The organism is Sphingomonas elodea ATCC 31461 (genome assembly GCF_000226955.1).
GTDB lineage: Bacteria > Pseudomonadota > Alphaproteobacteria > Sphingomonadales > Sphingomonadaceae > Sphingomonas > Sphingomonas elodea.
Map to the genome: position 1 here is coordinate 31,919 of NZ_AGFU01000036.1, position 13,400 is coordinate 45,318.

Genomic DNA, 13,400 nt, shown 5'->3' on the forward strand with positions numbered 1-13,400 from the left:
GCATCACCTCTTTAGCCATTCATATACGGATTCCGCCAAGGCACCAAATACTGCGGAAGACTCCGTATCCCCGGCCGCGGGCGGCATTCCCGCATCCGAAGCCGCGCGGATCGCCATGGCGAGCGGGATTCGGCCCAGGAACGGGATGCCCAGCGTGCCCGCGGCCTTCTCCGCCCCGCCGCTGCCGAACGGATCGGAGACGCCGCCGCAATGCGGGCAGCAATAGCCGGCCATGTTCTCGACCAGCCCGACGATCGGCACCCCGGCCTTGTTGAACAGGTCGATCGCCCGCGTCGCATCGATCAGCGCCAGATCCTGCGGGGTGGAGACGATCACCGCACCCGCCGGCTTGTGCTTCTGGATCATCGTCAGCTGCACGTCGCCGGTTCCCGGCGGCAGATCGAGCACCAGCAGTTCGGTATCGCCCCAGGCGGCATCGACCAGCTGGCCGAGCGCCCCGCCCGCCATCGGCCCGCGCCAGGCGATCGCCTGGCCTTCGGCTACCAGGCCGCCCATCGACAGCATCTTGAGCCCGAACGGGGTATCGATCGGCAGCAATACTTTGTCACGCGCCTGCGGCTTCACACCCTCGACGCCCAGCAACTTGGGCTGCGAGGGGCCGTAGATATCGGCATCGACCAGCCCGACCTTGATGCCCCGCCGGGCGAGCGCGATCGCGAGATTGGCGGCGACGGTGGACTTGCCCACCCCGCCCTTGCCGCTGGCAACGGCGAGGATGCGGCGGGTGCGGCGCTCGCTGGTGAGAAGAATGCGCACTTCCGCCACGCCCGGCAGCGCGGCGGCGGCGCTGCGCACCTCGGCTTCCAGCGCGTCGCGGGTCTCGGGCGCGAGGCCGGTCACGTCGAGCACGACATTGGCACGGCCGCCTTCCAGGCGCACCGTGGCGCGGCCGGCGGAGACGGGGGCGAGGGCGGCGGTAAGGTCCTGCGGTTCAGTCATGCCGCGGCACATAGGTACACAATCGTCCGACGCCACTGTAAATCCGCGTCGCCCTGCTTATAAAGGTCAGCATGGTGAATAGTTCTGGCCGCGACGCGCTGTCCGGCACCTTCCACAACGAGGCGCCGAAAAGCCCCTGGGGCGGCGGCTCGGATAAGGGCGACGGCAATGGCAGTGGCCCGCGCAACCCGTGGTCCGTGCCGCCCGAGGGCCGCCGCAGCCGCGCTGCGTCCGCGAGCGCGCTGGACGAGCTGTGGCGTCGCGCCCGCGGCGGCGGCGGCGGCCTGCCCGGTATGCCCAGCGGCGCGCGGCTGTGGCTGCTGATCCTCGCCGGTCTGATCGGCGTGTGGATCGTCTACACCTCGGTCCACCCGATCGGCCCGCGCGAGAAGGGCGTCGTCACCTTCCTCGGCCGCTATTCCGGTACGCTGGATCCCGGCATCCAGTTCACCCTGCCCGCGCCGTTCCAGCTGGTCGACGTGGTCGATGTCGGCAATATCCGGACCGAGAACTTTCCCAACAGCGGCGAGAATCTGATGCTGACCGGCGATCAGAACATCGTCGACCTCGCCTATTCGGTGCGCTGGGATATCCGCAGCGCCTCCGACTATGTGTTCCAGATCGCCGACCCGCGCGAGACGGTGCGTGCCACCGCCGAGAGCGCGATGCGCAACGTCATCGCCAACACCACGCTCAACGAGGCGATCGGCGAGGGCCGCTCGAAGATCGAGGCCGAGGCGCAGGTCGCGATGCAGCAGATCCTCGACGAATATGGCTCGGGCATCCGCATCCAGGGCGTCGCCATCCAGAAGGCCGCCGCGCCGAGCCAGGTGGACGACGCCTTCAAGGCCGTCACCGCCGCGCAGCAGGAAGCCGAATCGAACCGCAACAACGCCAATGCCTATGCCCAGCGCGTGATCGCCGCGGCCCAGGGCGAGGCGGCCGAGTTCGACAAGATCTACGAACAGTACAAGCTCGCGCCCGAAGTGACGAAGCGCCGGCTCTATTACGAAACCATGGAGGCCGTGCTGGCCAACACCAATAAGACCGTGATCGAGGCACCCGGCGTGAACAGCTATCTGCCGCTGCCGCAACTGCGCCGGGGGACCGCCACGATCGAAGGCGACACCAAGGGAGGCGCCAAGTGATCGCCTGGGCACGCAACCCGATCGCGCTGGTCGTCGCCGTCATCGTCCTGCTCATCGTGCTGATGAGCACGGTGGCGATCGTGCCGGAGACCAAGCAGGTCGTCGTGCTGCGGCTGGAGAAGCCGTACCGCACGGTGAACGCCTATCGCACCGGCGAGGGCTTCGGCCGTACCAATGCCGGCCCGGTGTTCCGCATTCCGTTCGTCGACCGGCTGGTATGGGTGGACAAGCGCGTGCTCGATGTCGACCTGCCGGACGAGCCGGTGCTGTCGACCGACCAGCTCCGCCTCGAGATCGACGCCTATGCCCGCTATCGCATCACCGATCCGCTGCGGATGGTGGTGACCGTCGGCACCGAGGAGCGTCTCCGCGATCAGCTCCAGCCGCTGCTGCGCTCGTCGCTGCGCAACGAGCTCGGCAAGCGCCGCTCGAGCACCCTGCTCAGCCCGGAACGCGGGCAGGTGATGGATAACGTGCAGGCCTCGCTGCAGAAGCTCGCCAGCCAGTATGGCGTGCAGATCGTCGATGTCCGCATCAAGCAGACCGAGCTGCCTTCGGGCTCGCCGCTGACCAGCGCGCTCACCCGCATGGCCACCGCGCGCAGTCAGGAAGCGGAGACGATCAAGGCGCAGGGGCTGAAGGACGCGCAGATCATCCGCGCCGACGCCCAGGCCCAGGCGGCGCAGATCTATGCCGCGGCGTTCAACAAGGACCCGAAATTCTACGATTTCTACCGGGCGATGCAGTCCTACCGCACGACCTTCCTGAGCCCGGACGCCAAGGGCGACAGCCAGATCATCCTGTCGCCGAACAATGCGTATCTTCGGGAGTTCACCGGGCAACGATGAAGCTGTCCGGCCGTTCATATTCAAATCAGGTTCAGCCGCGCCGGCTAGAAGCGCGGCTTGAGACGAATACCATTCCTTTCGAGAGGAAATGACCCCGTGCGTTACGCCTACGCCTTGACTACCGCGATTCTGCTGGGTGGCGCCGCCACCGCACTCTCGCTCAACCAGCCGGCCGGCGCGCAGACCGCGCAGAACGAGCCCGGCACCATTCAGGCAGTGGCGCCCAAGGCCGGCGCGCCGATGAGCTTCGCCGACCTCGTCGCCCGCCTCCAGCCCGCCGTGGTGAACATCTCGACCACGCAGCGCGTGAAGGTGAACGCCAATCCGTTCGCCGGCACGCCGTTCGAGATGTTCGGCGGCGGCCAGGGCCAGCCTGTGACCCGCGAAGCGCAGTCGCTGGGCTCGGGCTTCATCATCTCGGCCGACGGCTATGTCGTCACCAACAACCATGTGATCTCGGCCGGCGCGCAGGGCGCGGTGGTGGAGACGATCACCGTCACCCTGGCCGATGGCCGCGATTTCAAGGCCAAGCTGATCGGCCATGACGCGCAGTCGGACCTGGCGGTGCTCAAGATCGACGGCACCGCGCTGCCCTTCGTCAAGTTCGGCGATTCGGGCCGCGCCCGCGTCGGTGACTGGATCGTGGCGATCGGCAACCCGTTCGGCCTGGGCGGCACCGTCACCGCCGGCATCATCTCGGCTACCCACCGCGTGACCGGCGCCGGCGCCTATGACCGCTTCATCCAGACCGACGCGTCGATCAACCGCGGCAACTCCGGCGGCCCGATGTTCGATCTCAACGGCAACGTGATCGGCATCAACTCGCAGATCCTGTCGCCCACCGGCGGCAATGTCGGCATCGGCTTCGCAATTCCCGCAGAGGAAGCCAAGCCGATCATCGACAAGCTGATGCAGGGCAAGGCGATCACCCGCGGCTATCTCGGCATCGCGATGCAGGACCTGACCAAGGACCTCGCCGCCGGTTTCGGCCTGCCGTCCGACCGCGGCACGCTGGTCGCCCGCGTCGAGCCAGGCCAGCCCGCCGAGAAGGCGGGCATCCGCCAGGGCGACGTGATCGTGAAGGTCAACGGCAAGGACATCACGCCCGAGCAGACGCTGTCCTACATCGTCGCGAACGTCAGCCCGGGCACTCGCATCCCGGTGGAGCTGATCCGCGACGGCAAGCGGCAGACCGTCAACGTCACCGTCGGCACCCGTCCGCCGGACGAGCAGCTCGCCCAGTTCGACCCGAACGACCAGGACGGCGCGCAGGGCGATGACGGCGACGACGGCAGCTCGCCGACGGGCCCCACCGCGACGCTCGGCGTAGGCGTCACCCCGCTCACCGCGCAGATCGCGCGCCAGATCGGCGTCGATCCCTCGCTGGGCGGCGTGGTGATCCTGGGCGTGAACCCGAGCAGCGATGCGGCGGGCAAGGGCCTGCAGCGGGGCGACGTGATCGTCTCCGCCAACCAGCAGCCGGTGCGCACCGGTGCCGATCTCAGCAAGATCGTCGCCGCCGCGAAGGCGGCAGGCCGCAAGCAGGTGGTGCTGTTCGTCCAGCGCCGCAACGTCGGCAACTACATTCCCGTCGGCATCGCCGGCAACTGATCGCAGCTAAAAGCGGCTGACCAGGGCCCGTTTCTTCCCTATGCCTGCTCCCAAAAGGAGCAGGAAATGGCGGAAGAGACGGGCCTTTTCGTTGGCGCAGCCGGTACCGAGCGGATCGAACTCAACCTGCGTCGCGCCAATCGCCACGGGTTGATCGCAGGGGCGACCGGTACCGGCAAGACGGTGACGCTGCAGGGCCTGGCGGAAGGCTTCTCGGCCGCCGGGGTGCCGGTGTTCGTGGCGGACGTGAAGGGCGACCTGGGCGGGCTCGGCATGGCCGGATCGCCGCTCGCCAAGCCCCATGCCGCCTTCGCCGCGCGCGCCCAGGCCATCGGCGACGGCGGCTGGCAGTACCGCGCCATGCCGGTGCAGCTGTGGGACCTGTTCGGCGAGGCCGGCCACCCGATCCGCGCCACCGTTTCCGAAATGGGCCCGCTGCTGCTCGCCCGGCTGATGGACCTGAACGAGGTGCAGGAGGGTGTGCTCACCATCGCCTTCCACGTCGCCGATGCCGAAGGGCTGCTGCTGCTCGACCTCGACGACCTCCAGGCCATGCTCGCCCACTGCGCCGAGCGTGCCGAGGAACTCTCGACCACCTATGGCAACGTCTCGAAGCAGAGCGTCGGCGCGATCCAGCGCCAGCTGCTCCAGCTGCGCACCCAGGGCGCCGCCCATTTCTTCGGCGAGCCGGCGCTCAGCATCCAGGACTTCCTGGCCACCGACGACAGTGGCCGCGGCGTGGTCAACATCCTCGCCGCCGACCGGCTGATGGCCAGTCCGCGCCTCTATGCCAGCTTCCTGCTCTGGCTGCTGTCCGAACTGTTCGAGACGCTCCCCGAAATCGGCGATCCCGACAAGCCGGTGCTGGTCTTCTTCTTCGACGAGGCGCACCTGCTGTTCGACGACGCGCCCAGGGCGCTGCTGGAGAAGATCGAGCAGGTCGTCCGCCTGATCCGCTCCAAGGGCGTCGGCGTCTATTTCGTCACGCAGAACCCGATCGACATTCCCGAGGATGTCGCCGCCCAGCTCGGCAACCGCATCCAGCACGCGCTGCGCGCCTTCACGCCCCGCGACCAGAAGGCGATCCGCGCCGCCGCCGAGACCTTCCGGGCCAGCCCCGGGCTCGACGTGGCCACCGCGATCACCGAGCTGGCGGTGGGCGAGGCGCTCGTCTCGCTGCTCCAGGCGGATGGCTCGCCGGCGCCGGTCGCGCGCACGCTGGTCCGCCCGCCAGCTTCCCGCGTCGGGCCGCTGGCGGCGGACGAGCGCAAGATCCTGGTCGAGACCGACGCGGTCGGCACCCGCTACGATGCGGCGATCGACCGCGAGTCCGCCGACGAGCTGATCGCCGCCAAGCGCGCCGAGGCGAGCGCCGCCGCCGCCGAGGCCCAGGCCCGCGACGCCGCCGAAAAGGCCGCCGCCGCCCAGGCCAAGGAAGATGCCCGCCGCGCCAAGGAGGCGGAGCGCGCCCGCATCGCCGCCGAGCGCGAGGCGGCGAACAACCCGCTCAATCGCGCGATCCGCTCCGCCACCCGCTCGGCATCGTCGGCCGCGGGCCGCGCGGTGGCGAACGAGGTCAGCAAGGCCGTGTTCGGCAGCAAGGGCGGCGGCGGCATGCTCGGTCAGGTGGTGCGCGGCGTGCTGGGCGGGCTGTTCCGCGGCTGAATGCCCGAAAGGCCTGTCCTTTCGCGCCCGCCGGTGCCACGGTACCGGCAATGCGACGGCGAGGGTGCCCATGCTGATCCGGATGGACCACTGCGTGCAGCAGTGGCGCGGTTTCGCGCGCCCCGCCCCCCCCCCCTTCGGAGCCTCTAGCGCATGGCCATTGCCCCTGCCCGCGCCCCGCTTGAACTCACGCTTCGCGGCGTGCTGCTCGGCGGTGCGATCACACTGCTGTTCACCGCCGCCAACGTCTATCTCGGCCTCAAGATCGGCCTCACCTTCGCCACCTCGATCCCCGCCGCGGTGATCTCGATGGCGATCCTGCGCTTCTTCCCCGGCTCGACCATCCTCGAGAACAACATCGTCCAGACCGTCGCCAGCGCGGCGGGCACGCTGGCGGCGATCATCTTCGTGCTGCCGGGCCTCGTGATGATCGGCTGGTGGAACGGCTTTCCCTATATCGAAACCGCCGCGATCACGATGTTCGGCGGCATCCTCGGCGTGATGTTCTCGGTGCCGCTGCGCCGGGCGCTCGTCGTCGATTCGCCCGATCTGCCCTATCCCGAGGGCCGCGCCGCCGCGGAGGTGCTGCAGGTCGGCGCCGGCAGCCGCGAGGGCGCCGAGGAAAGCGCACGCGGGCTCAAGGTGATCGTGGTCAACGCGGTCGCCTCGGCCGGCTTCGCGCTGGTCACCCGGATGAAGCTGGCGGCCGAGGAAGGCGCGGTCTTCTTCAAGGCGGGCGCGGGCTCGACCGGCATCATCGGCGGGCTGCAGTTCGCGCTGATCGGCGCGGGGCACCTGATCGGCCTCACCGTCGGCATCGCCATCCTCGTCGGCGTGGCGATCGGCTGGTGGATCGCGCTGCCGATCCTCAGCGCGGGGCTTCCCGGCACGGCGGAGGCGGTGGCGAGCACCGTGTTCCGCAGCGACGTGCGCTTCCTCGGCGCCGGCACCATCGGCGTCGCGGCGATCTGGACGCTGCTCAAGATCATCGGCCCCGTCATCGGCGGCATCCGCTCCTCGCTCGCCGCCTCGGCCGCCGCACGCAGCGGCGCGGAGGTGCCGATCGGCGAGCGGGACCTGCCGATCACCATCGTCGCGGTGGTAACGCTGGGCATGCTGCTGCCGATCGGCTGGCTGTTGTGGAGCGTGCTGGCGGCCGGCCCGCTCTCCGCCTCGGCCGGGCTGCTGGTCGCGGGTTCGCTCGCCTTCGTGCTCGTCGTCGGGCTCGTGATCGCCTCGGTGTGCGGCTATATGGCCGGCCTGATCGGCGCGTCGAACAGCCCGGTATCTGGCATCGGCATCCTCTCGGTCGTCGCGGCCTCGCTGATGCTGGTCGGCCTGTTCGGGCGCGATCTCGATCCCGGCACCACCCAGGCGCTGATCGCCTACGCCCTCATCGTCACCGGCATCGTGTTCGGCGTGGCGACCATCTCCAACGACAATCTCCAGGACCTCAAGACCGGCCAGCTGGTCGGCGCGACGCCGTGGAAGCAGCAGGTCGCGCTGATCTTCGGCGTGATCTTCGGCAGCCTCGTCATCCCGCCGGTGCTGAGCGTGCTCAACGCCTCGTTCGGCTTCGCCGGGGTGCCGGGCGCCAGCGCCGATGCGCTGCCCGCGCCGCAGGCGGCGCTGATCTCCTCGCTCGCCAAGGGCGTGCTGGGCGGCGATCTGCGCTGGGACCTGATCGGCGTGGGTGCGCTGATCGGCGCGGGCGTGATCCTGGTCGACGAGGTGCTGGCCCGCACCAGCAAGCTGCGGCTGCCGCCGCTGGCGGTCGGCCTCGGCATCTACCTGCCGATGGGCGTGACGCTGACCGTGGTGGTCGGCGCGGTGATCGGCTGGTTCTACGACCGCGCTGCCGAGCGCGCACGGGACCCCGAATTCGTCAAGCGCATGGGCGTGCTGATGGCCACCGGCATGATCGTCGGCGACAGCCTGTTCGGAGTGCTCTATGCGGGCATCGTCTACGAAACCGGCAGCGAAGCCCCGCTCGCGCTGGTCGGTCCGGGCTTTGCGGGCGTGGCGCTCGCGGGGGGCACGGCGCTGTTCCTGGCGATTACCGCGGGACTGTATCTCTACACGAAGCGGCAGGCGCGGTAAGCGGAACCTCCCGGCCCTTGCACCCCCCTCCCGCTCGCGGGAGGGGGGTTCAAAGGAAGGACTCAGCCCGCGAGCAGCTCGCCCAGCTTGCCGGCCTGGATCGCCGCATAGGCATCCGCCACTGCCGCGCGATATTGCGCGTCCCCGGCCACCCGCGCCGGGAACACCTGCCGCAGCGCGAGGACTGCCTCGACCGGCGCGGCATCGGTTGCGGCCGCTGCGAGCGTATCGGCCAAGGGATCGGTGATCTTGTCGCCCACCTTGGCCTTCGCCGCTAAGAACGCGATCCACGCCGCCACCGGCACCGCCAGCCGCGCGACCGGCCTCCCGGCATCGAGCGCCGCCGCCGTCGTATCCAGCAGGCGGTAGGGCAGCTTCTGCGAGCCGTCCAAGGCGATCTGGGAGAGCAGGTGGCGGATCGCCGGGTTGCGGAACCGGTCGAGCACCGCATCGACATAGCCGGGCACGTCCAGCCCATCGACCGGCCCCAGCGACGCCGCGATGTCCTGATGCGCCAGCCGCGTCACGAAGCCGCCGAGCGCGGCATCGGACATCGCCTCGAACACCGTCTCATGCCCCAGCACCAGGCCGATATAGGCGAGGCTCGAATGGCTGCCGTTGAGCACCCGCAGCTTGGCCTGCTCATAGCCGCGCACGTCGCTGGTCAGCGTCACGCCCGCCGATGCGAGGTCCGGGCCGTCTTCCATGTCGAAGCGCTGCAGCACCCATTGGGTGAAGGATTCGCGCTGCACCGCGCCCTTGTCCTCGGCGCCCAGGTCGCCCGCCACCTTTGCAAGGAAGGCCGGGTCGCTCGCCGGCGTGATCGAATCGACCATCGAATCAGGGAAGGCCACTTCCGCCGCGATCCAGTCGGCGAGATCCGCATCCCATATGCGCGCCAGCGCGACGCAGGCGGCGCGGAGCTTGCCGCCATTGCCGGTCATGTTGTCGCAACACAGCATCGCGAACGGCGCCACGCCCGCGGCGCGGCGATCGGCGAGACCGGTCACGATCCAGCCGATCACGCTCGCGGGCTCCTCGGGCCGTGCAAGGTCGTGGACGATATCGGGATGGCCCATGTCCAGCGTGCCGTCGCCGCCCAGGCAATAGCCCTTCTCGGTCACCGTGCTGGTGGCGATCCGCACCTCGGGGCTGGCCAGCAGCACGCGCAGGCGGGCGCCCTCGCCGGGGCCGATCGCGTCCGAATGCGCGGCGATGATCCGGGTGGAAGGTTCGCGATCAATCACCGCCAGCGTGTACAGCCCGTCCTGCGCCTTCAGCGCGTCGGTGGTGGTGCCGCTGCGCAACGACACCGCGGCGATGCCCCAGCGCGGATCGCTGTCGAGCACCCTGTCGATGAACGCCGCCTGGTGGGCGCGGTGGAAGGCGCCGGGGCCGAAATGGACGATTCCGGTGCGGATCGCGGCCGGGTCATGGCCGGGGCGGAGGATGCCGGCAGGAAGCCCGGCGAGCGACGCGCGCGAAAGGATAGTCATATGGTCAGGCCAATCAGACCTGCCGGGTAAAGTCAATCGCGCGCGCTGCCGCCCAGCGCCGGGGGCAGCAGCGGCCTGCCCAGATCGGGCCGGCGCTCCCGCGTGCCCCGCGGCAGGAAGAAGCGCACCTGCCGGTTGGGAAAGTCGATCTCCACCCGGCGGAAGCTGCGCATCGCATCCATGCCGAGCATGATCGCCGGCCGCCTGGTGAGGCCGAAGCGCTTGAACGGCTCGGCCTCGGCAAAGGCGACCGGCAGCACGTCGAACGCGACGTTGCTCACCCGCATTGCCGGCACATGGCCATATTGCGCCTGGGTGGTGCCGCCATCGACGCTGGTCAGCTCGATCGTCTGCAATGCCCCGACGTTGCGGCCGACCTTGCGGCGCAGCGCCTCGTTGCCCATCGTCACCTGCGATCCGGTATCGAGCACCACCTGCACGCGCGTATTGGCATAATAGGCGTCGGTCACGATCAGCTGGCCGAACTGATCCTTGGCGGAAACGACGATCTCGTCCGGTGCATGCTTGTGGTTGCGCTTGCGCTTCACGCTCGGCCGCACCGCCATGGTGCCGGTGTCGAAGTCGATCGTCACCTGGTGATCGCGCAGCGTGTCGATGCCGAGCAGCCCGGCTGCCCCGATATTGCGCGCCTCGAACGCCGGCGCGACGATCTGGTGCGACCTGCCGATCGACTCGATGGCGAGATCGGGGACGATCACGGTGCCGACCCGGCTGCGCCCGGTCATCGAGGTCACGGTCACCTCGGTCCCCGCCGCCAGCCCCAGCCGGCCCGCCAGCTCGCGCGAGACGACGGTACGCTCGGCACCGGTATCGATGATGAAGTTGTACGGCCCCTGCCGCAGGATCGCGACCGGCACGGTCAGGCGGGCACTGGTCTCGCCGAGTGCCAGCTGGATCGCGTCCGGCGCGCCGGCGGCGGGCGCGGTTTCGGGATCGGTCCGCACCGCCACCGGCCCGCCGGCAAGCAGGCCGAGGGGCAATCCCCAGAGGATCAACGCAGACGGGACTCCAACCATGACCGCAATTTACCTGCTCCCATGTTGCGCAGCAATCCCGCAAAAGAACGGGGTCAGTCGAGCCGCATCGCCTCGGCAGCAATCGCCTCCGCCTCTTCGAGCAGCGCATCTTCGGTGGTGCCCTGCGCCACCGATTCGCGACCGATCATGATCAGCACCGGAACTGCCATGGGACTGACCCGCGCCAGGTCGACATGGAGCATTCGCTCACCGGCCTCGTCGAGCAGCCGGGCGAGCCGTCCGACATCGGTCATCTTCGCCCGTGCATCTTCCCAGGCGGCGCGCAGCAGCAGATGGTCGGGCTCGTACTTGCGCAGCACGTCGTAGATCAGGTCGGTCGAGAAGGTGACCTGCCGCCCGGTCTTCTTCTTGCCCGGATGCTGGCGCTCGACCAGCCCGCCGATGATCGCCACCTCGCGGAACGCCCGCTTGAGCAGCGCCGAGCCCTGCACCCACTCGACGAACTCATGCTCGAGAATGTCCGGCGAGAAGAGCGGCCGCGGATCGGCGATCTTCTCCAGCCCATAGACCGCCAGCGCATAATCATTGGCGACGAAGCCCAAAGGCTTCAGCCCCAGTGCCTCCATCCGCCGCGTGACCAGCATGCCCAGCGACTGGTGCGCGTTCCAGCCTTCGAAGCTGTAGACGACCAGGTGGTGCCGGCCTTCATGCGGGAAGGTCTCGACCAGCAATTGCCCCGGCGCGGGCAGCGCCGATCGGCGCGCCTGCGTCTCCAGCCATTCGGCGACGTCCGCCGGAAAGCGCGCCCATTGGCGCCGATCGAACAGAAAGGCGCGGACGCGATCGGCAAGGTTTGCGGTGATCGCCAGCCGCGCGCCCATATAGCTCGGCACGCGCGCCTGCCTGGACGTCGCGCGGACGATCAGATCGGTCGCCTCCACCCGCTCCACTTCCAACGCCAGGCCGCCGAAGAAGAAGGTGTCGCCGGGCGAGAGCGCGGCGGCGAACCCCTCTTCCACCTTGCCCAGCCGCCTGCCGTTCTTGAAGCGCACCTCGAGCATCGGCGATTCGACGATGATGCCGGCGTTGAGCCGATGCTGCGCAATAAAGGCGGGCTGGGTGACGCGCCACAGGCCGTCGCGCCCCCGGGTCAGCCGCTTGAACTTGTCATAGGCGCGCAAGCTGTAGCCGCCGTCCGCGATGAAGTTGAGGACGCGATCGAACACATCCTCGGTCAGCGCCGAATAGGGCAATGCTGCACGCACTTCCTGCAGCATGTCCTCCGCCCGGAAAGGCGCGGCGCAGGCGCAGCCCATCACATGCTGGGCCAGCACGTCGAGCGCGCCGGGGCGGAAAAGATCGGGATCCAGCTCGCCCGCCGCCACCGCATCGAGTGCGGCGCGCGCCTCCAGATATTCGAAGCGGTTGCCGGGGATCAGCACCGCCTCGCTCGCCTCGTCGAGCCGGTGGTTGGCCCGCCCGATCCGCTGGAGCAGCCGCGACGAGCCCTTGGGCGCTCCCATCTGGATCACGCAATCGACATCGCCCCAGTCGACGCCGAGATCGAGGCTCGCGGTGGCGACGAGCGCGCGCAATCGCCCCTCGGCCATCGCCTGCTCCGCCTTCTGCCGCGCCTCCAGGCTGAGGCTGCCATGATGCACGCCGATCGGCAGCTTGCGCTCGTTCACCTTCCACAGCTGCTGGAAGACGAGTTCGGCCAGGCCACGGGTGTTGCAGAAGACGATCGTCGTCTTGTGCGTCTCGATCTCCGCCATCACCTGCGGGATGGCATAGATGCCCGAATGCCCGGCCCAGGGCACGCGGCCCTCGGGCAGCAGGATGGCGATATCGGGATCGGCGCCCTTTTCGCCCTGCACCAGCGTCACCGAATCGATGTCCCCATAGGGCGCGAGCCAGGCGCGATAGCCGTCCGGATCGGCGACGGTGGCGGAGAGCCCGACGCGGCGGAAGCCCGGCGCCAGCCGCTCCAGCCGGGCGAGCGCCAGCGCCAGCAGGTCGCCGCGCTTGCCGGTGGCGAAGGCGTGGATCTCGTCGATCACCACCGTCCTCAGCCCGGCGAACATCGTCAGGCTGTCCTCGTAGGAGAGCAGCAGGCTGAGCGATTCGGGGGTGGTCATCAGCACCTGGGGCGGGCGGGCGCGCTGGCGAACCTTCTTCTCGTGCGGGGTGTCGCCGGTGCGCGTCTCCACCCGGATGGGCAGCCCCATCTCCTCGATCGGCGTCAGCAGGTTGCGCTGCACGTCCACCGCCAGCGCCTTCAAGGGCGAGATGTAGAGCGTGTGCAACCCCTCGCCCGGCGCCGCGATCAGGTCGGCGAGCGTCGGCAGGAAGCCGGACAGCGTCTTGCCCGCGCCGGTGGGGGCGACGAGCAGCGCATGGCTGCCCGCCCGCGCCGCCGCGAGCATGTCGCGCTGGTGCCGGCGCGGCGCCCATCCGCGCGCGGCGAACCAGTCTGCCAAAGCTGTGGGGAGATCGATCGGCACGCCCCCTATGTAGGGAGCGCATGCGCTGCTGGGGAGGCGCTTCCCATCCGGCCGTTTGCATGCTCCATTG

At 69.3% G+C, this 13,400-nt stretch carries 9 protein-coding genes; 5 read left to right on the forward strand and 4 right to left on the reverse strand.

Annotation, left to right across the window (positions count from 1 at the left end; translation table 11 throughout):
- Positions 1-3: 3 nt before the first annotated feature.
- Positions 4-960 (reverse strand): P-loop NTPase, encoded by a 957-nt coding sequence (locus KK7_RS0111470; protein ID WP_029623199.1) that lies wholly within the window; start codon positions 958-960, stop codon positions 4-6.
- A 71-nt stretch (positions 961-1,031) separates the two neighbouring features.
- On the opposite strand from KK7_RS0111470, the gene hflK reads away from it, so the two are divergent.
- From hflK to KK7_RS0111495, 5 genes are all read left to right on the forward strand, one after another.
- Positions 1,032-2,108 (forward strand): protease modulator HflK, encoded by a 1,077-nt coding sequence (gene hflK, locus KK7_RS0111475; protein ID WP_010544793.1) that lies wholly within the window; start codon positions 1,032-1,034, stop codon positions 2,106-2,108.
- On the forward strand, positions 2,105-2,956 hold the full coding sequence (gene hflC / locus KK7_RS0111480; protein ID WP_010544794.1) for a protease modulator HflC: 852 nt from the start codon (positions 2,105-2,107) through the stop codon (positions 2,954-2,956). The genes hflK and hflC overlap by 4 nt, the downstream gene beginning before the upstream one ends.
- A 96-nt stretch (positions 2,957-3,052) precedes the next feature.
- Positions 3,053-4,567 (forward strand): Do family serine endopeptidase, encoded by a 1,515-nt coding sequence (locus KK7_RS0111485; protein WP_010544795.1) that lies wholly within the window; start codon positions 3,053-3,055, stop codon positions 4,565-4,567.
- Between the two features lie 66 nt (positions 4,568-4,633).
- Positions 4,634-6,232, forward strand: a complete 1,599-nt coding sequence (locus KK7_RS0111490; RefSeq protein ID WP_010544796.1) for a helicase HerA-like domain-containing protein — start codon at positions 4,634-4,636, stop codon at positions 6,230-6,232.
- 153 nt (positions 6,233-6,385) lie between these two features.
- Entirely contained in the window at positions 6,386-8,332 is a 1,947-nt protein-coding gene (locus KK7_RS0111495; protein WP_010544797.1) for an OPT family oligopeptide transporter, read from the forward strand.
- Positions 8,333-8,394: 62 nt separating this feature from the next.
- Here the strand turns inward: KK7_RS0111495 and KK7_RS0111500 are convergent, their stop codons facing one another.
- From KK7_RS0111500 to KK7_RS0111510, 3 genes are read right to left on the reverse strand one after another with little or no spacing between them, the layout of a single operon-like run.
- On the reverse strand, positions 8,395-9,828 hold the full coding sequence (locus tag KK7_RS0111500; RefSeq protein ID WP_010544798.1) for a mannitol dehydrogenase family protein: 1,434 nt from the start codon (positions 9,826-9,828) through the stop codon (positions 8,395-8,397).
- Between the two features lie 32 nt (positions 9,829-9,860).
- Positions 9,861-10,865 carry a retroviral-like aspartic protease family protein gene (locus KK7_RS0111505; protein WP_029623200.1) on the reverse strand — a complete coding sequence of 335 codons (1,005 nt, stop codon included), beginning with the start codon at positions 10,863-10,865 and terminating at the stop codon, positions 9,861-9,863.
- Positions 10,866-10,918: 53 nt separating this feature from the next.
- Positions 10,919-13,330 (reverse strand): ligase-associated DNA damage response DEXH box helicase, encoded by a 2,412-nt coding sequence (locus KK7_RS0111510; protein WP_040598434.1) that lies wholly within the window; start codon positions 13,328-13,330, stop codon positions 10,919-10,921.
- Between the last annotated feature and the right edge of the window lie 70 nt (positions 13,331-13,400).